Annotated in this window: 16 protein-coding genes and 1 tRNA gene; 11 read left to right on the top strand and 6 right to left on the bottom strand. The window is 57.8% G+C overall.

Annotation, left to right across the window (positions count from 1 at the left end; all coding sequences use genetic code 11):
• The first annotated feature begins 2 nt into the window (after positions 1 to 2).
• From ybgF to ATI02_RS01720, 4 genes are all read left to right on the top strand, one after another.
• The gene (gene ybgF / locus ATI02_RS01705; protein ID WP_100845270.1) at positions 3 to 836 is read left to right on the top strand and encodes a tol-pal system protein YbgF; all 834 of its coding nucleotides are present in this window, start codon (positions 3 to 5) and stop codon (positions 834 to 836) included.
• A gap of 166 nt (positions 837 to 1,002) precedes the next feature.
• Positions 1,003 to 1,650, top strand: coding sequence for a 7-carboxy-7-deazaguanine synthase QueE (gene queE, locus ATI02_RS01710; RefSeq protein WP_100845271.1), 648 nt, complete (start codon positions 1,003 to 1,005; stop codon positions 1,648 to 1,650).
• A 1-nt stretch (position 1,651) separates the two neighbouring features.
• A complete protein-coding gene (gene queC / locus ATI02_RS01715) occupies positions 1,652 to 2,344 on the top strand; it encodes a 7-cyano-7-deazaguanine synthase QueC (protein ID WP_100845272.1) in 693 nt (230 codons plus the stop codon).
• Between the two features lie 62 nt (positions 2,345 to 2,406).
• Positions 2,407 to 2,482, top strand: a tRNA-Lys gene (locus tag ATI02_RS01720).
• Between the two features lie 192 nt (positions 2,483 to 2,674).
• Here the strand turns inward: ATI02_RS01720 and ATI02_RS01725 are convergent.
• Complete coding sequence (locus ATI02_RS01725) at positions 2,675 to 3,595, bottom strand: LysR substrate-binding domain-containing protein (RefSeq protein ID WP_100845273.1); 921 nt, start codon at positions 3,593 to 3,595, stop codon at positions 2,675 to 2,677.
• Positions 3,596 to 3,733: 138 nt separating this feature from the next.
• Between ATI02_RS01725 and ATI02_RS01730 the strand changes: the two genes are divergently transcribed.
• The 7 genes from ATI02_RS01730 to nadA all read left to right on the top strand — a co-directional run bounded on the left by ATI02_RS01730 (position 3,734) and on the right by nadA (position 12,372).
• Positions 3,734 to 4,519 (top strand): YqcI/YcgG family protein, encoded by a 786-nt coding sequence (locus ATI02_RS01730; RefSeq protein WP_100845274.1) that lies wholly within the window; start codon positions 3,734 to 3,736, stop codon positions 4,517 to 4,519.
• Positions 4,516 to 5,034, top strand: coding sequence for a LysE family translocator (locus tag ATI02_RS01735; protein WP_420875239.1), 519 nt, complete (start codon positions 4,516 to 4,518; stop codon positions 5,032 to 5,034). The genes ATI02_RS01730 and ATI02_RS01735 overlap by 4 nt, the downstream gene beginning before the upstream one ends.
• Positions 5,035 to 5,205: 171 nt before the next feature.
• The gene (locus tag ATI02_RS01740) at positions 5,206 to 7,404 is read left to right on the top strand and encodes an iron-containing redox enzyme family protein (RefSeq protein ID WP_100845275.1); all 2,199 of its coding nucleotides are present in this window, start codon (positions 5,206 to 5,208) and stop codon (positions 7,402 to 7,404) included.
• On the top strand, positions 7,401 to 8,018 hold the full coding sequence (locus ATI02_RS01745) for a LysE family translocator (protein WP_100845276.1): 618 nt from the start codon (positions 7,401 to 7,403) through the stop codon (positions 8,016 to 8,018). Before ATI02_RS01740 ends, ATI02_RS01745 begins: the two co-directional genes overlap by 4 nt.
• On the top strand, positions 8,015 to 9,829 hold the full coding sequence (locus ATI02_RS01750; protein WP_100845277.1) for a carbamoyltransferase family protein: 1,815 nt from the start codon (positions 8,015 to 8,017) through the stop codon (positions 9,827 to 9,829). The genes ATI02_RS01745 and ATI02_RS01750 overlap by 4 nt, the downstream gene beginning before the upstream one ends.
• Positions 9,816 to 10,955, top strand: a complete 1,140-nt coding sequence (locus ATI02_RS01755) for a G-D-S-L family lipolytic protein (RefSeq protein ID WP_100845278.1) — start codon at positions 9,816 to 9,818, stop codon at positions 10,953 to 10,955. The genes ATI02_RS01750 and ATI02_RS01755 overlap by 14 nt, the downstream gene beginning before the upstream one ends.
• 358 nt (positions 10,956 to 11,313) lie before the next feature.
• Positions 11,314 to 12,372 carry a quinolinate synthase NadA gene (gene nadA, locus ATI02_RS01760; RefSeq protein ID WP_042560632.1) on the top strand — a complete coding sequence of 353 codons (1,059 nt, stop codon included), beginning with the start codon at positions 11,314 to 11,316 and terminating at the stop codon, positions 12,370 to 12,372.
• 136 nt (positions 12,373 to 12,508) lie between these two features.
• On the opposite strand, the gene ATI02_RS01765 is transcribed toward nadA, so the two are convergent.
• From ATI02_RS01765 to gcvP, 5 genes are all read right to left on the bottom strand, one after another.
• Positions 12,509 to 12,997 (bottom strand): RDD family protein, encoded by a 489-nt coding sequence (locus tag ATI02_RS01765; RefSeq protein ID WP_095188030.1) that lies wholly within the window; start codon positions 12,995 to 12,997, stop codon positions 12,509 to 12,511.
• 96 nt (positions 12,998 to 13,093) lie between these two features.
• A complete protein-coding gene (locus tag ATI02_RS01770; protein WP_003227496.1) occupies positions 13,094 to 13,306 on the bottom strand; it encodes a cold-shock protein in 213 nt (70 codons plus the stop codon).
• Between the two features lie 404 nt (positions 13,307 to 13,710).
• Positions 13,711 to 14,835: a glycine cleavage system aminomethyltransferase GcvT gene (gcvT, locus tag ATI02_RS01775; RefSeq protein WP_100845279.1), complete on the bottom strand. Its 1,125-nt coding sequence runs from the start codon at positions 14,833 to 14,835 to the stop codon at positions 13,711 to 13,713.
• 51 nt (positions 14,836 to 14,886) lie between these two features.
• Positions 14,887 to 16,263 (bottom strand): L-serine ammonia-lyase, encoded by a 1,377-nt coding sequence (locus ATI02_RS01780; RefSeq protein ID WP_100845280.1) that lies wholly within the window; start codon positions 16,261 to 16,263, stop codon positions 14,887 to 14,889.
• Between the two features lie 205 nt (positions 16,264 to 16,468).
• On the bottom strand, positions 16,469 to 19,321 hold the full coding sequence (gene gcvP / locus ATI02_RS01785; protein WP_100845281.1) for an aminomethyl-transferring glycine dehydrogenase: 2,853 nt from the start codon (positions 19,319 to 19,321) through the stop codon (positions 16,469 to 16,471).
• Between the last annotated feature and the right edge of the window lie 8 nt (positions 19,322 to 19,329).

Genomic DNA, 19,329 nt, shown 5'->3' on the forward strand with positions numbered 1-19,329 from the left:
ATATGCGAACGTGCCGTCGTGCTGTAACTGTTCTGGCTCTCAGCCTCGCGCCGCTTGCGGCGTGGGCTGCGGTTCCTGTGGTCGATGACAACTCCGGTTATAACAATAGCGGGAGCAGTTATCCGCCTGCGGGTTACGGTACGAACGGCGCCTATGCCGGGGGAGCGGCTTCGGCCCCTGCCTCGGCACAAGGCATGCTGTTCAACCAACTGCAACAGATGCAGGATCAGATTTCGCGCCAGCAAGGTGTGATAGAAGAACTGCAGAATCAGGTTGCGCGCATGAAGCAAGAATCCCTGGAGCGATACCAGGATCTTGATCGGCGCATAGGATCCGGCGTTGCACCTGCCGCGACTCCTGAGAATTCTTCTGCCGGTGGCGATGCAAGTGCTGCTGCCGGTGCTGCCGCTGGCGCCGGGGCTGCTGCCCAGGCACCTGCTGCAAGTAGTGAATCGGGTGATCCGGCCAAGGAAAAGCTGTATTACGATGCCGCTTTCGACCTGATCAAAGCCAAGGATTTCGACAAGGCCAGCCAGGCTTTCGCCGCTTTCCTGCGCAAATACCCGAACAGCCAATACGCGGGCAACGCCCAGTACTGGTTGGGTGAAGTGAACCTGGCCAAAGGTGATCTGCAAGGTGCAGGTCAGGCATTTGCCAAGGTTTCGCAGCTGTATCCCAAGCACGCCAAAGTGCCGGATTCGCTGTACAAGCTGGCTGATGTAGAGCGCCGCCTCGGTCACACCGACAAGGTAAAAGGCATACTACAACAGGTGGTGGCCCAATATCCGGGCACGTCTGCCGCTCAGTTGGCCCAGCGCGATCTGCAACGCATGTAAGCGTGCCGCACCCGTTTAGAAGAAACCCGCGCCTGTCGCGGGTTTTTTCGTTAGAATTCACGCCCTTTTTCTGAAACACGCTTCTTGTGGTCTACGCGTTGGCGGGATTACCTGAAGTGCCTGACGGAGGCGGACAGCCTGTTTAGCTGTTACGCCCGTGGCGACTATGCAAGACACATTGAGAATCACCGAAGTTTTCTACTCGTTGCAGGGGGAAACGCGGACTGCCGGGCTGCCCACTGTTTTTGTGCGCCTGACCGGTTGCCCATTGCGTTGCCAATACTGCGACAGTGCCTACGCCTTCAGTGGCGGCACAATCCGTACCCTCGACGATATCCTCGAGCAAGTAGCCGGAGTCCGTCCGCGCTACGTCTGCGTCACCGGCGGCGAGCCGTTGGCACAGCCGAACGCCATTCCTTTGCTTAAACAGTTGTGTGATGCCGGCTACGAGGTCTCGCTGGAAACCAGTGGCGCCCTCGATATTTCGGCTGTCGATACGCGCGTCAGTCGTGTGGTCGACCTGAAAACGCCGGGTTCGAAAGAAGCCCATCGCAATCGTTACGAGAATATCGAACTGCTGACCCCGAACGATCAGGTGAAGTTTGTCATCTGCTCGCGGGAAGACTACGACTGGGCCGTTTCCAAACTGATCCAGTACGGTCTTGACCGACGTGCCGGTGAAGTACTGTTTTCCCCAAGCCACCATGACCTGAATGCTCGGGATCTGGCAGATTGGGTCGTAGCGGATAACCTGCCGGTGCGCCTGCAATTGCAACTGCATAAATATCTTTGGAATGACGAGCCGGGGCGCTGACATGGCTGAGCAACTGAACACCACCGAAAAACGTGCAGTGATTCTGCTGTCTGGCGGCCTCGATTCGGCCACTGTTGTGGCCATGGCGCGCGCCGAAGGTTACAGCTGCTACACCATGAGTTTTGATTACGGTCAGCGCTCGCACGCCGAATTGCACGCTGCTGCTCGCGTCGCTCGCGACCTGGGTGTGGTCGAACACAAGGTGATCGGCCTTAATTTGAATGGCATGGGCGGTTCTGCGCTGACTGACAGCAGCATTGATATTCCAGAAGAGCAGGGTGAAGGCATTCCGGTGACTTACGTGCCAGCGCGCAACACGGTGTTCCTGTCTCTGGCACTGGGTTGGGCTGAAGTGCTCGGTGCCCGCGACATCTTTATCGGCGTGAATGCTGTGGATTACTCCGGTTACCCCGATTGCCGTCCCGAGTTCATCGCGTCGTTCGAGCGCATGGCCAACCTGGCGACCAAGGCTGGTGTTGAAGGTAGCGGTTTCCGTATTCAGGCGCCGCTGCAGAATCTGAGCAAGGCGCAGATCGTCCAGGCGGGCGTGAAGCTTGGCGTTGATTATGGGCTGACCGTTTCTTGCTATCAGGCCGATGATGAAGGCCGTGCCTGCGGCAAATGCGACAGCTGCCGGCTGCGTGCGGAAGGCTTTGCAGCGGCTGGTGTCAGTGATCCAACACCTTATTTTTGATTATTTTCAAAAAGGTGTTGAATAGTCCTTAAAAATCAGTATTATACGCGCCACCACACAGCGGGTCGTTAGCTCAGTTGGTAGAGCAGTTGGCTTTTAACCAATTGGTCGTAGGTTCGAATCCCACACGACCCACCATATTTGGCGGTTTAGAAAATCCGGAAGGCCCACGAAAGTGAGGATTTCCGGGTTTTTTTTTGCTTGAAATTCGGCGAGTGCGCTGTTCGGCGTGTTGGCTTTATCGGCCGCGGGGAAGGGAAAGGCTCGATGTCTGTGAAGACTGGATCGAGCACCTCTTCTACAACAGCGGCGGTGAAGCGCGCGCCATCATCAGATCAGGTAATCGATACCTTGTGCGGGTAGCGCTGGGACCTGCCTCATCAGGAAATCGCGCAACTGACGCATCTGTTGCGCCTTGGAGCTGGCTTTCACCCAGGTCATGTAATAACCGTCACCCGTGGCCACAGCGCTTTTGAATGGAAGCTGCAGTTGGCCGAGTTGTATTTCCTGAACCACCAGGACCAAATCAGCCACGGAAATTCCCATACCTTGAACCGCAGCGGCAATTCCCTGATCCAGGGTATCGAACAGCTGGCCACGTTCAAGATGAGTGGTATCAAGGCTGCCCATCCTTTTCAACCATCGCCGCCAGTCTCGTCGGTCAGTGGATGGGTGCAGCAACTCATGGTTATTGAGTGACGACAATTCAAACTCCTCGGGCTGTCTGTACCCAGGACTGCAAATCGGAATCAGCCACTCGTCAAACAGTTTGAAGCTCTCCAGGCCAGCGCCGAAATTGCCGTCCCCCAAGAGGATGGCGCAATCGTATGGCTCTGAGTAGAAGTCCACTTCATCGACATCCATCCAGACACTGGAAAGTTGGACGCAGCAATGGCTGTTGTCTTTGTTGAATGTATCAAGCGCCCTGAGTAACCAGCGAATCGTAAGCGTCGAAGGCGCTTTGAGGCGCAGCCGATGGCGATCCACCTTCAGGAGTTCGCACGCGCTTTCTATGATCTTGAAACCGACCTTCAGCTCATCCGCCAGCAGGCGTCCATGTTCAGTCAGGCTGATTTTTGGGCCGTGTCGGTCGAAGAGGCTACAGCCGAAAAGTTCTTCAAGGGTTTTGACGTGATGGCTAACGGCGCTTTGGGTGACCGAGAGCTCGCTGGCGGCCTTGCTGAAGGAGCCAAAGCGCGCTGCGACTTCGAACGCTCGTAGAGAATACAGTGCTGGAATCCGTTCCGTCATAACGCGCTCTACCATGAGTAAAGCTAATAAAAGAGCATAATCTAACTCGTTTTACAACGAACCCAAGCGCTTCCAGAATGCCCCATCTCAAAAAGCTATATGCATATAACTTTTTTTGAGCGTCATCATGGAGATGCGATGCAAGCTTTACACGGACGTTGTTTTAACAAGCAGGATTGGCTTGAGAATCTGCACAGGTATGAGTCTTTCAAGACGGCGTGGGCATCCACAGCGCTGGAAGTATTCGAATCCATTGTCAGTCACGACTCTTTTCCGTGTCTGTTCGGAAAGAAGGCCGTAAGCGCTTCGACGATTGAATTGCTGTTTGTCAGTAAAGAAAGGGACGTCAGCGATTTTATCGATGGCCTCGGTTCCTACATAACCAAGGTCAAGTCCTGGACGGTGAAGAGCAGAGTCCGCAAGCCGTTAATCGTGCTATTCGAAAAAAACGTTTTTGCTTCACTGGCGCTGGAACAGCTGTACGCCTGGGACCTTCTACAGCAACTGCACGATCAGGATCCGGGACCGTGGCCAAAGTCGATTTCCACTGATCTGAGCAGCGAGCATTGGTCATTCTCTTTCATGGGCATGCCGCTCTTTGTGAATATGAACTTTCCCCGTCACCGCTTGATGAAAAGCAGAAACCTGGGCGCTCATATCGTATTCGTGATCAATCCTCGGGAAAATTTTGACCAGGTCGCCGCCGGCAACTCGCTGAGTGGTCAGCACATTCGTGCACGTATTCGTTCGAGATCCGAAGCGTACAACGACGGCATCAAGTCCCAGACTCTGGGGGCCTTTGGTGAGCCTGACAGTTTTGAAATCAAACAGTATCAACTCGAAGAGCCGGGTTCGCTGAGTCATGAGCGATGCCCTTTTCGGATGAATATCAAGTCACCAGAAAGCGGGGCAAACAAGCGTTGAATACCGCGTTGGCCTTTACCTATATTTTTACCGTCGTGCTCCTGATAGCAACGCCTGGCCCCGTTGTCGCATTAGTGATTGCGACCGCCAGCACTGCCGGGCCGAAAAAGGCGCTCTCGACGGCGATAGGAACCAACTGGGCTTCCTTGATGCTCATTGCGCTGGCGTCTTACATCATCGTCACCAGTGTCGCCATCAACATCGTGTTGTTGAATGTTCTGAGCCTGCTGGGCTGTCTGTTTATTGGTTATCTGGCGATTGATACGCTCAATAGCCTTCGCGAACCAACGGATACTCAGGCGTCGGTGAAAAACGCAGAGCGCGGTGGTCTGTGGCGCGGGTTCATCGTTGGCATCTCCAATCCCAAAGACATCATCTTCTTCATCTCATTCTTTCCCCAGTTCATCCAGGTGACGTCTTCAGCGAAGCACAGCTTGTTACTGCTGTCGTTTCTGTGGGTGGTGATCGATCTGCTGATTCTGGGGACCTACATCGTCATGACCAAAAGTTGCTGAATCACACCAACGGCACGTTGATCTCCAGGTGTTCGGGGGTCGCCTTGCTGTTGGTCGCTCTGTTGGGACTGATCTACAACGTGCGCGAGTTGATTCGGCCTGCCATGAGTTAAATGCTTGTGCTGCCTGACTCTGTGAGCAGGTCCAATGCCATCAATCAAGGATCGAACAATGGCTGGTACTACTTCCGTTTTGTTTGATGACAACGCGCCGAGTTTTCTCGCCATTCCCGCGACAGATCTCGCAGCGCTTGCGCAGAGCCCGCGCCAGTGGTTTTTCAGGCTGGTCAATCAGGAAGCGTGTCACGGGCTGATGGAGTTGGTCTGGAGAAACGTCAACCAGTGCCTGAACCGTCATTGTGCGGTTGTCGATGCCTCAAACTTTGCGGCATTGATTGCTGAGGGAGAACAGTCTATCGAGACGTTGGGAAGGCCATTTCGGCAGGGCATTCCCGATACGCTGGTGAGTGCCCAACAGCGTCGGCATTTCTTCTTTCAACAGGCGCCGCTGTTCAAGACCCTGGGGGGGTGGCTTTGCGGTGTAACGTCCATTGCGTACGCATGGCGCCGGGATGGCGGGCTGTTATTGCAGACCCACGCAAAGCTGGTGGGGGGAGGGCATCCGAGCCTTAGCCAGAGCTATCTGTTCGAGCAAGCCGCACGGCAGGCGGGGGTGCATTTGAATGAAGTGTTCGCCAACAGCTTCAGTCAGGATCCGAACATTCTGGAAGCCGCTTTCGAACTGCCGGTATTTTTGCTTGGCCTGGCATGTTTCCCAGCGGCGCGATTCCCCGAAACCTTGGGTGTCAATCTCGCGTTGTGCATGTATCTGGATCAGCTCAACACCCTGAGCAAGGATGCCGGCGAGCCACTGCTGGGGTGTTCAACCCTTGAGCGGTATCGGCCGACGGCAGAGGCGGCCATTGACTATTACCTGGCTCAGGTTGAACCACAGGCTCATGCGCGGATATACAAGGGCTTTGCTTGCGCGCTGGATTTGATTCAGAAAAATGAACACCGCCTGGTCAGCGAGCTGAGGGATGAAGCACGTTTCAGCAATGCCGCGGCCATGGTCGCGCTGATTGAAAAACTGGGCCCTCACGGCTGTGGTTATCACAAGCGTGGAGAGCTGGCTGGCCAACCCATCGACCATTGGCTGGAGCCGCAAACGTTCAGTGCGCAGGCGACGATCCAGGCGTTGGCGAACTCTCGTTACGTCAAGGTCGGTCAACCGCGCAAGAGCGCTTTGATGAATCTCATCAGCCACCCGAAAGGCAGGATGTTCGGGGTCTTTTCCAGGCAGGACATCCAGGTTGTCTACACCTGGATCGCTACGCTCAATAGCGAAAATATCAGTCCGGTTGCCCCTCGATCATCAGCGGCTGCATCACCCTGCCAAGCTGCAATGCCCTGCGATAAAGCGCTGGCCAGGGCGAGGCAGCAAGCATTGGCCAAATACTCCGGGTATTCGTTACAGCAGCTTTATCCACTGTTCCTGCATATTGATAAAGCGCCCGATGCATTGCCTGTGGCCCGGCTTTTTGCCGAGCGCTGGCTGGCCCGTCATCAGCGGGCGGTGCAGAGCGAGGGGCTGCCGTTCAGCGTCTACAGCCATCAACGATTGGATAGCTGGTTGTCGGTGCAGCACAAGCGCCAGGTCGACAGTTATCGGCCATTGATGCAAGCCCCGCAAGAGACTCGCGACGAGATCATTGCCGACGCAACACGGCTGGCGCCGCTGACCCTGATCGACGGGGCGTGGCTGCGAAATATCGTCGCGCCGGCCAGTGTCACCAGCCCGATCGGCGCATTGCTGTACCGCACCCTGATCGATGAACTCGGGCAGGGCGATACAGCGCTTCATCACGGCAATATTTATCAGGACCTGCTGGCCAGCATGGGCGTCGAGGTCGGGGATTTCACCGCACAGTCCTTTGCCGCATCCGCGCTTTTCGACGATGAATGTTTGCAGGTTCCGGTGTTCTGGCTGGCCATCTCGCTGTTTCCGAAAAGTTTCCAACCGGAAACCCTCGGCCTGAATCTCGCCATGGAGCTGTCGGGCGTGGGAGGCGAGTATCGCCGTTCGGCTGACGTATTGCGGCACTACGGCTTCAACTCGATGTTTACCGATCTTCACAACACCATCGATAACGTCGTCAGTGGCCATACGGCGTGGGCAATCGAGGCAATCAAACAACATCTGGATGATGTGGCGCAAAACGGCGGGCACACGGAGCTTGCCCGCCATTGGCAGCGCGTCTGGGTCGGCTATCGGGCATTAAGCCCTCCCGCCGAGTCGTTGCTGTCCACGTTGCGAGACTTTACCCGACGCAGTTTCAACAAAATCACTCAACAGCAGGACGCATCATGAGCTACGGATTTCTATCTTTCATACTGGCGGTACTGGTCATCAATCTGGCCCCCGGACCCGCGATGCTTTATGTGATGAACCAATCGCTCAAGCACGGCGTGCGGACCGGTTTGCGAGCGGCGGCGGGTGTTGAGTTCGGGGTGTTTTTCTATGTATTGCTGGCGGCGTTCGGCCTGGTATTGATCTTCAAGGAAGTACCGTTGCTATACCGCACGGTGCAGATCGCCGGGGCTTTCTATCTGTTGTACCTGGCCTATATTTCCTGGCCGCGTCGAACGGTCGGTGACGCCACTGCGGCCAGCGAAAACGCTCCTGCCCCTGCCAACCATGCCTTCACTAAAGGCATGCTGATCAACTTGTCGAACCCCAAGATCGGCCTGTTTTTTATCAGCCTGCTGCCGCAATTCGTACCGCCTGATGCCAGTCCTGCCTGGCTGCATTTTTTGCTCTACGGACTGATTTTTAATATTGGCGGGATTCTGGTGAACATGACGGTCGGGCTTACGGCGCATTCGCTGAGGGGCGCGATCCAGCGCGCCACCTGGTTTGACTATCTGCCGCCTGTGCTGTTTTTCGCCATTGCGGTATTCGCGTTCGTGCAGGGGGTGGTATGAATTACATCCTTGGCATTTCAGCCTTCTACCACGACAGCGCAGTGACCTTGCTCAAGGACGGAGAGATCGTCTGTGCCTTGCAGGAAGAGCGTTTCTCGCGGATCAAACAAGACAAGCGTTTCCCCGCCAAAGCCTTGCTCGCCTGTCTTGATCAGGCGGGAATCGGCCTGGCCGATATCAGCTGGCTGGCCTACTACGAAGACCCGGCAATAAAGTTCGAGCGGATTTGCCAGACCTACAAGAACAATTTTCCACGAGGCGCTCTGGCGTTCGCTCAAAACTACACCCGGTTTGTCGCGCGAAAAGATGTCAAAGGCATCATTGCTCGCGAACTGGCGACACTTTTTCCCGGCGCGGCGATGCCAGCGTTGTATCTGTGCCAGCATCACCTGAGCCACGCGGCTTCGGCGTTCTATCCGTCACCGTTCCAGGATGCCGCCGTGCTGTGCGTCGACGGCGTCGGGGAGTGGTCGACCACCACCGCTTGGCATGGCACGGGTAATCGTCTCGAACCGCTGTTCGAGACGCGTTTTCCTCATTCCCTTGGCTTGTTGTATTCGGCGTTCACATATTACTGCGGATTCAAAGTCGATTCCGGCGAGTACAAGCTCATGGGGCTGGCACCCTACGGTGAACCCAAGTATGTCGAGACCATCCTTGAACATCTTATCCAGATCGAGGACGACGGCAGTTTCACGCTGAATCGTCAGTACTTCGATTTTGAGGTGGGCGACCGGATGATCAGCGATGCGTTCGAAGCCTTGTTCGCTGGCCCGCCCCGCGAACCGGAGGCCCGCATCACTCAGCGGGAAATGGACCTTGCCGCCTCGATCCAGGTGGTCACCGAGCAAGTCATGCTGGGCCTGGCGCGCAAGGTCAAGGCGATGACTCAAGCGGAGCATCTGTGCCTCGCCGGCGGCGTCGCCCTGAACTGCGTGGCCAACGGCAAGCTGGCGCAGTCCGGGTTGTTCAAAAGCCTGTTCATCCAGCCGGCCTCGGGAGATTCCGGTGGCTCCCTCGGCGCCGCACTGCAATGTCATTACGAAAAGACTGGCCGGCAACGCCATGCGGATGGCGTCGAGGACCGGATGCAAGGGGCTTACCTGGGGAATGCCTACAGTCATGCCGAGATTGAACAGCATCTGCGCCAGATGAACGCCAACTACCAGAAGCTTGAGCCTTCGGCGTTGATAGAGGCGACAGCGGCCCGCCTGGCTGATGACAAAGTGATTGGATGGTTTCAAGGACGCATGGAGTTTGGCCCTCGCTCTCTCGGGTCGCGATCGATTCTGGGCAACCCCCGCTCCGAACACATGCAGAGTGTGATGAACCTGAAAATCAAGAACCGTGAGTCGTTTCGCCCGTTTGCGCCTGCGGTGTTGGCCGAAAAGGCGCACGAATGGTTTGGGCTGGAGCAACCGTCGCCTTACATGTTGATCGTCGCGCCAGTAACGCCTGACAAGCGTGACCCGACCGTTGATGACGTGGGTTACATCGGAATCGAGAAGCTCAAACTCAAACGCTCGCAAATACCTGCAGTTACCCATGTGGACTTCTCCGCCAGGGTGCAGACCGTGGACGGGAAGCACAATCCGCTGTTCCGTCAGTTGCTCGGCGCGTTTGCCCGGCTGACCGGGTGCCCGGTACTGATCAACACCTCATTCAACGTCCGGGGCGAGCCCATCGTTGAAAGTCCGGAAGACGCCTACCGCTGTTTCATGCGCACGGAAATGGACTTTCTGGTGAACAAGTCCGACCAGCCTCAATGGAATGAAGACACCGACTGGAGAACGCACTATGCCCTTGACTGACAAGCCCGCATTGAATCACCACCAAGCGGTGCAGGAGGTCTACAGGTGGACCCCGCAAATCCGTGATTACGACAGTTTCATGCACATCGGCGCACGCTGGGTGCCTTACACCATGTACTTCCATGAGAAGAACTTTCGTTCGCCGACGATCAATACCGACGCGTTCGGTTTTCGCTATAGCGAACATGAAGGGCAGAGATTTTCAGTCACCGAGCTACCGACGAATGGCAAGGTCAACTTGCTCGTCGGCGGCTCGACCGCATTGGGTGTGGGCGCTACGCGCGATGCGTTCACCGTGGCTTCCAGGCTCAGCGAGTTGACGGGCGAGGTTTGGCTGAATTTTGCCGGGCGCGGATACAACTCCACCCAGGAATTGCTGATGTTCTTGATGCATCAAAATCGCCTGGGCGATATCAACCGTGTCGTGGTGTTAAGCGGCATCAATACCTTGGCCCTAGAAGGCATTCCTGACGAGTTCGCCAGCGAGCACGGGCGTTATTACTACTCGTTCGAATTCCAGCATTACATGAACAAGTTCAACGAAGACATGCAGCGCAAGAAGAACTCGTTTGGTTCAAAGGGTGGTGAATCCTGGTTGCAGCGCTGCAAGAAGGCATTGTTCTATGAAAATCCGGCGGATGAAGTCATCACCGACGAGGGTATCTCGCTGGACGCGCGTCTGGAGCGCGCGGCCGAATCCATCACCGGTGCCTTGAAGCAGTGGCAGCTGTTGTTGTCAGGCAGTGGCGCCACGCTGAGTTTCGTCCTTCAGCCTCTGTCCCATTGGTGCCGGGATCATCTGACGGCAGAGGAAGAGGCGGTATTCCATGCCATCGACAGCTGCCCGAACAACTTCTATCGGCTTTTCAGCGGTGTACTGGGCAAGGAAGTGCATGCGCCATTTTTCGCGCACATCCAGGCCAAGGCCGGTGACATCCGCTGCCTGGACATGAACGCCATGCTCAAGCAGTCCCCTGTCTTCAATGAAACCCTGTTTGTTGACCGCGTCCATTTCAATGATATGGGCAACGAGCAACTGGCAATACTTATCAGCGCCGAACTAGGCCTCTACCGGGAGCAAAAGCATGAGCATCATTCGAAAAATCTTGAGTCTGTTCAAGCGTAAGAAAAAGAAACGTGGCGGGTCCATCTACCCGCTGCGTTAGGTCAGGGACACAGTCGGCGAGAGGGGAGTGATTCGCGCGGGCTGATGCGTCTGGCATTTCAGGACATCCGGAAAGACTCATGAGAGTGAGGTTTTCCGGATTTTTTCTGCCTGGGATTCGGGCGGATGATCGTTGGGCGACGATGATGCTGACGCAGGTCAGAATCATCTTTTGTATCAACCGGATATTCTGTAGCCTTGCGCAGCTTAAACGCTGTCCGTGCCTGATAAAACTCACTCTCCCGGCGGTACCCTCAAGCGGTCCGGAGCCGGGTGTATACTCGACTTTCGCGCGAAAGCGCCTGCAGGTCTTGCGAACATGACGCAGATTTCCGAACGCCTTCTGGTTCAAGCTCACCTCGATGCCAAACAGCCCAAACCGCTGACCGCCGAGGAAGAGGCTTATTACCGTTCCGCCATCGCCGCCGAGCTCAAGGCTCAGGACGCGGTGCTGGTGGCTCACTTCTATTGCGATCCGGTGATTCAGGCCCTGGCCGAAGAAACCGGCGGCTGTGTGTCCGACTCCCTGGAAATGGCCCGCTTCGGCAACGCCCACCCGGCCAAGACCGTGGTCGTTGCCGGCGTGAAGTTCATGGGCGAGACCGCAAAAATTCTCAACCCTGAAAAACGCGTGCTGATGCCGACCCTGGAAGCGACCTGTTCACTCGATCTGGGTTGCCCGGTGGATGAGTTCTCGGCCTTCTGCGATCAGCACCCGGAGCGCACGGTGGTGGTGTATGCCAACACGTCCGCCGCCGTCAAAGCCCGGGCCGACTGGGTAGTGACGTCGAGTTGTGCGCTGGAAATCGTCGAAAGCCTGATGGACAACGGCGAAACGATCATCTGGGGCCCGGACAAGCATCTGGGCACCTACATCCAGCGCAAGACCGGCGCTGACATGCTGTTGTGGGACGGTGCCTGCATCGTCCACGAAGAGTTCAAGTCCAAGCAACTCGAAGACATGAAGGCCTTGTACCCGGACGCTGCGATTCTGGTACACCCTGAGTCGCCGACGGCGGTGATCGAACTGGCGGATGCCGTCGGCTCCACCAGTCAATTGATCGCTGCTGCCCAGAGTCTGCCGAACAAGACCCTGATCGTCGCCACCGACCGTGGCATCTTCTACAAGATGCAGCAGCTGTGCCCGGACAAGGTCTTCATCGAGGCGCCAACGGCCGGTAACGGCGCAGCGTGCCGCAGTTGCGCACATTGCCCGTGGATGGCCATGAACACCCTTGAGCGCACGCTCAAGAGCTTGAAAGAAGGGACGAACGAGATCTTTGTTGATCCGGCGTTGATTCCTCAGGCGATTCGGCCTTTGAAGCGGATGCTGGACTTTACCCAGGCGGCGCGGATGAAGCTGGCCGGTAACGCGTAGAATCTTCCAGGCAACGCAAATCGAATGTGGGAGCGGGCTTGTTCGCGAAGGCGGTGTATCAGTCACCATTGAAATTGACTGATACGACGCCTTCGCAAGCAAGCACGCTCCCACATTGGTATTCGGTGTCTGGAGGTTACTTGGTCTTTTTCGGGATCCGCACCACGCGAGTATCGGAATAGATGTCATGCCACGTGCGCTTCTGCTTGTCGTACAGCGACCAGAAGAATCCCAGGCCGACGCACAGCCATGAAGCAATCGACACCATGAACCGCAACAACGCCTGCCACAGACTGATCGCTGTGCCGTCAGCGTTCTGCACGCGAATACCCCACACTTGCATGCCGAGTGTCTGCCCACCATGGGTCCAGAACTTGGCGAAGAAGCCAAACAGCACCAGCAAAAGCACAGTCGAGTACAGCGGATCACCATCCATCTGCCCGGCATCGGTCATCGCCCGCAGACGCTCCTCGCCGATGATCGCCGCCTGAATGAGCTTGTAGATGAAGCCGGTGACGATCAGCAGGGCGGTGCACAACAGAAAGTCATAGAACATCGCCGCCAGACGCCGGCCGAGGCCAACGGCAGGAAAGTCGCCCTGGGGCGTGAGCAGGTTTTTCGACATGGCAGCCTCTGGACGCAAAATGAAGCGCCATTTTACGGATTCGCGCGCACAAAAAAGCCCCTGATATCAATATCAGGGGCTTTTTCGTTACAGAGATCAGGCTTCGGCTTGTACTTCGTCAGCCTGCATGCCTTTCTGGCCTTGCACGGCAACGAAAGTCACTTTCTGGCCTTCTTTCAGGCTCTTGAAGCCGTTGCCCTGAATAGCGCGGAAATGCACGAACAGATCCGGACCGCTTTCTGGAGTGATAAAACCAAAACCTTTCTCGTCGTTAAACCACTTGACGGTACCGCTCTGACGTGTGGACATTTCTTATTTCCTTTGACGCATAAATTGATGACAGTCTCTTTCTCATGAAAGAGTACTGGGGCTGGTTGCAGGAGAGTAAGAAGACGTCGAACGGGATGTAGCTAACTTGTAGGCTACTGCCCAGGTCACGATTCAAAGCTGACCCATGCAAACACAGTAGACAAACTCTACGCCAACTACGGGAGAAAAAACAAGCCCCGCGAAGGCCCCGGTTTTGCTGCGCTTGCTGGCAATTAGTCAGTTCGCTAGTGCGGGCTTAGACGATTGGCTTGTTCCATTGTTTTCGATCGTTATAAGCAAAGTTCATATTCGAATCAGATGTTAGAAAATGCACTTTTTTGTGGCGATTGCGTTACACATTAGTGCACGCATAACGCAATCGCGTTACTTATGGAAACAGCCAATCAACCACGATAGTAGCGTTGCGGAACAAATGGCATTTTGCTTACACGCATTTGCACCTTTTTCCCACGCACTATGGCCCAAACCGAGGTATCGAGCGTGACATAGGCGCTGTCGAGGTAACCCATTGCCAACGGCCCGCCCAGGGTAGGACCGAAGCCGCCGCTGCACACACTGCCGATGATCTCGCCTGCTTCGTTGACGATTTCTGCGCCCTCACGCACTGGTGTGCGCTCCTGAGGTAGAAGGCCGACACGTTTGCGCGCGACACCGTTCTGTTGCTGAGTGAAAACCTGCTCCGCCCCAGGGAACCCGCCGGCACGCGCGCCGTCTGCGCGGCGTGGCTTGGAGATCGCCCACAGCAGGCTGGCTTCGATGGGTGTGGTCTCGGTGTTCATGTCGTGGCCGTACAGGCACAGGCCGGCTTCCAGACGCAGTGAGTCGCGTGCGCCGAGGCCGATGGCCTGGACTTCCGGTTCGGCGAGCAGGGCGCGGGCGAGTTTCTCTGCATCGGCGGCCGGTACCGAGATTTCGAAACCGTCTTCGCCGGTGTAGCCCGAACGGCTGACAAAGCAGTCCACGCCCAACAGGTTCACGCGGTTGAACTGCATAAAAGTCATCTTCGCCACTTCCGGCGCCAGTCGCGCCAGCACGGTAACGGCTGCCGGACCCTGCAATGCCAAGAGGGCGCGCTCTTCGAACAGCGCCGTAATGGTGCACTGATCGCCGATGTGCTTTTGCAGGTGCGCCAGGTCCTGATCCTTGCACGCGGCGTTGACCACCAGAAACAGTTCGTCGTTGCCGAGGTTGGCGACCATCAGGTCGTCGAGGATGCCGCCGCTATCGTTGGTGAACATCGCGTAGCGCTGCATGCCCACCGGCAGATCGATGATGTCCACCGGTACCAGGGTTTCCAGGGCCTTGGCGGCATTGGCGCCGGTCAGGCGGATCTGCCCCATGTGCGAGACATCGAACAGCCCGGCTTGCTCACGGGTGTGCTGGTGTTCTTTCATCACGCCCAAGGGGTATTGCACCGGCATGTCGTAGCCGGCGAATGGCACCATGCGGGCGCCGAGTTCGAGGTGCAGAGCGTGCAGCGGGGTTTTCGACAGTTGTTCGGTGGACATGCGGAACTCCTTGATTCACACCAACCCTCTCCCGAAGGGAGAAGGGGCTAATTAGCATTCGATAATGTTGACCGCCAGACCGCCGCGGGCGGTCTCTTTGTATTTGCTTTTCATGTCGGCGCCGGTCTGGCGCATGGTGCGGATGACTTTGTCGAGGGAAACGAAATGTTGTCCGTCGCCACGCATGGCCATGCGCACCGCATTGATCGCTTTCACCGAACCCATGGCATTGCGCTCGATGCACGGCACTTGCACCAGCCCGCCAATCGGGTCGCAGGTCAGGCCGAGGTTGTGCTCCATACCGATTTCCGCCGCGTTCTCGACTTGCTGAACGCTGCCGCCGAGCACTTCGCACAACGCCCCGGCCGCCATCGAACAGGCCACGCCGACTTCTCCCTGACAACCGACTTCGGCGCCGGAGATCGAGGCGTTTTCCTTGTACAGAATGCCGATTGCAGCGGCGGTGAGCAGAAAACGCACGACGCCGTCATCGTTCGAGCCGGGAATGAAGCGCATGTAGTAATGCAGCACCGCCGGAATGATCCCCGCCGCGCCATTGGTTGGCGCGGTGACCACCCGGCCGCCGTTGGCGTTTTCTTCGTTGACCGCCAGCGCGTAGAGGTTGACCCAGTCGAGCACCGACAGTGGATCGCGCAGCGCCGATTCCGGGTTCTTGCACAGTTGCCGGTGCAGTGCGGCCGCGCGGCGCTTGACCTTCAAACCGCCGGGCAGAATGCCTTCGTTGCGACAACCTGCGGCGACGCAGTCCTGCATCACCTGCCAGATTTTCAGCAGGCCGGCGCGGGTTTCCGCTTCCGGGCGCCAGGCGCTTTCGTTGGTCAGCATCACCTGGCTGATCGACAGGCCATACGTGCTGCAATGCGCGAGCAAGTCCTTGGCGCTTTTGAACGGGAAGGTTAGCGGCGTGGCGTCTTCGACGATGCGATCGGCACCGGCCGCGTCCTCATCGACAACAAAACCACCGCCGACCGAGTAGTACTCGCGGCTGCGGATCTGAATGCCCGCCGCGTCGAACGCGCGGAAAATCATGCCGTTGGGGTGATAGGCCAACGGTTTGCGGATCATCGCCAGATGTTCTTTTTCGTTGAACGCAATGCTGTGTTCACCGAGCAGGTTGAGGCGCGTGTTGCTGCGAATTTCTTGTAATCGAGCCGCGACGGTTTCGGTGTCGACGGTGTCCGGGTGTTCGCCTTCAAGGCCGAGCAGCACGGCTTTGTCGCTGCCGTGACCCTTGCCGGTGGCGCCGAGCGAGCCGTACAGCTCGACGCGAACACTCGCAGTCACAGTCAGCAGGTTTTCCCGGCGCAGGCCTTCGGCGAAGCGCGCGGCGGCACGCATCGGGCCGACGGTGTGGGAACTGGAGGGGCCGATGCCAATCTTGAACAGGTCGAACACGCTTAACGACATGAGTGGTTCTCCGGTTTCTTGTTATAGGAATTGGCGGAAGTCCGAAATCGGTCGCAGATCCCTTGTGGGAGCGAGCCTGCTCGCGAAAGCGCTGGGTCAGACAACCTTTCATTAACTGACACTACGCTTTCGCGAGCAGGCTCGCTCCCACAGGGGGATCTGTGGTGTTGCAGAAATCGGGGCGATTAAAACGCCCCTCATTCGTTTAAGCGTAGCTTTCGATCGACGGGCAGGCGCAAACCAGGTTGCGATCGCCGAACACGTTGTCGACGCGACCGACCGGTGGCCAGTATTTGCCCTCGATCAACGACGCAACCGGGTAAACCGCTTGCTCGCGGCTGTACGGGTGCGTCCACTCGCCAACCAGTTCCGCCGCCGTGTGCGGAGCGTTCTTCAGTGGGTTGTCGTCCTTGTCGAGGGTGCCGTTTTCCACCGCGCGGATTTCTTCGCGGATGCGGATCATCGCGTCGCAGAAGCGGTCCAGTTCTTCTTTGGATTCGCTTTCGGTCGGCTCGATCATCAGCGTGCCGGCGACCGGGAACGACATGGTCGGGGCGTGGAAGCCGAAGTCGATCAGACGCTTGGCGACGTCATCGACGCTGATGCCGCTGCTGTCTTTCAACGGGCGCAGGTCGAGGATGCATTCGTGCGCGACCAGACCGTTGCTGCCGGTGTACAGCACTGGGTAGTGCTCTTCGAGGCGACGGGAAATGTAGTTGGCATTGAGGATTGCCAGTTGCGAAGCGCGCTTCAGACCGGCGCCACCCATCATGCGAATGTACATCCAGGTGATCGGCAGAATGCTCGCGCTGCCGAACGGTGCCGCGCAGACCGCGCCTTCTTTGCGCTCCATGGTGCCGTGCCCTGGCAGGAACGGTGTCAGGTGCGACTTGACGCCAATCGGGCCGACGCCCGGGCCGCCACCGCCGTGGGGGATGCAGAAGGTTTTGTGCAGGTTCAGGTGCGATACGTCGCCGCCGAACTTGCCCGGCGCGCAGAGGCCGACCATCGCGTTCATGTTGGCGCCGTCGATATACACCTGGCCGCCGTTGTCATGAATGATCCCGCAGATTTCGCGGATACCTTCTTCGAACACACCGTGGGTCGACGGGTAGGTGATCATCAGCGCGGCGAGGTGTTCGCGGTGCTCGATGGCTTTGGCGCGCAGGTCTTCGATGTCGACGTTGCCGCGAGCGTCGCACGCGGTCACGACCACGCGCATGCCGGCCATGTTGGCGGTGGCCGGGTTGGTGCCGTGAGCCGACGACGGGATCAGGCAGATGTCGCGACGCTCATCGCCACGGCTCTGGTGATAGGCGCGGATCGCCAGCAGTCCTGCGTATTCACCTTGCGAACCGGCGTTCGGTTGCAGCGAGATCGAGTCGTAACCGGTGGCGGCGCAGAGCATCGCTTCAAGTTCGTCGGTCAGTTGCTGATAACCGGCGCTTTGTGCGGCCGGAGCGAACGGGTGCAGCGCACCGAATTCAGCCCAGGTGACCGGGATCATTTCGCTGGCGGCGTTGAGTTTCATGGTGCACGAGCCCAGCGGGATCATGGTGCGATCCAGTGCCAGATCCTTGTCGGCCAGTTTGCGCAGGTAGCGCATCAGCTCGGTTTCCGAGTGATAACGGTTGAACACCGGGTGGCTGAGGATCGGCGACTGACGAACCAGTGCAGCCGGGATGGTGCTTTGCACCGAGGCGGCGAGGGTGGCGAAGTCCGGCAGGGTCTTGCCGTCGGCGAACAGGCTCCACAGGGTTTCGATGTCAGCCGCCGTGGTGGTTTCGTCGACCGACAGACCGACACGCTGAGCATCGACGACGCGCAGGTTGATCTGCTGGGCGTGAGCCTTGTCGTGCAGCGCGGCGGTTTGCGCGCCCGAGGCCAGAGTCAGGGTGTCGAAGAAGCTTTCCTGCTCGACCTTCAGACCCAGTGTGCTCAGGCCCTTGGCCAGAATCGCGGTCAGGTGATGCACGCGATTGGCGATCTGCGTCAGACCTTTCGGGCCGTGGTAGACGGCGTACATGCTGGCAATGTTGGCCAGCAGCACTTGCGCGGTGCAGATGTTCGAGGTGGCCTTCTCGCGGCGGATGTGTTGCTCGCGGGTCTGCATCGCCAGACGCAGCGCCGGCTTGCCGAAACGGTCAACCGAGACACCGACCAGACGGCCCGGCATGTCGCGCTTGAACGCATCTTTAGTCGAGAAGTAAGCCGCGTGCGGGCCACCGAAGCCCAGCGGCACACCGAAACGTTGCGCGGAACCGATGGCCACGTCAGCGCCAAATTCGCCCGGGGCGGTCAGCAAAGTCAGAGCCAGCAGGTCAGCGGCCACGGCCACCAAAGCGTTGGCGGTGTGGAAGCGTTCGGTCAGTTCGCGGTAGTCGAACACATCACCGTTGCTCGCCGGGTATTGCAGCAGGGCGCCGAAGAACGGGGTGACGTCGGTCAGTTCACGCTCGTCGCCCACGACCACTTCAATGCCCAGCGGCTCGGCACGGGTGCGCAGCACGTCAAGGGTTTGCGGGTGGCTGTGGATCGAGGCGAAGAATTGGTGGCTGCCCTTGTTCTTGCTCAGGCGTTTGCAGAAGGTCATGGCTTCGGCAGCGGCGGTGGCTTCGTCGAGCAGGGAGGCGTTGGCGATCGGCAGGCCGGTGAGGTCGCTGATCAGGGTCTGGAAGTTCAGCAGCGCTTCGAGACGGCCCTGGGAAATTTCTGGCTGGTACGGCGTGTAAGCGGTGTACCAGGCCGGGTTTTCCAGCAGGTTGCGCAGGATTGGCGACGGCGTGTGGCAGTTGTAGTAGCCCTGGCCGATGTAGGTCTTGAACAGCTGATTCTTGCCGGCGATGGATTTGATCATCGCCAGGGCGTCGGCCTCGCTCAGACCGTCGTCCATGCCGAGCACGCTGGTGCCCTTGATGCTTTCCGGGATGACGCTGGCGCTAAGGGCTTCGAGCGAGTCGAAGCCGAGGCTGTTGAGCATGGCTTGCTCGTCACCGGCGCGCGGGCCGATGTGACGGGCGATGAATTCGTTGGCGGTGCCAAGGTTTACTTGAGTCATGACAGGTC

Origin of the sequence: Pseudomonas baetica (genome assembly GCF_002813455.1) — a bacterium.
In the GTDB taxonomy this organism is placed as follows: domain Bacteria; phylum Pseudomonadota; class Gammaproteobacteria; order Pseudomonadales; family Pseudomonadaceae; genus Aquipseudomonas; species Aquipseudomonas baetica.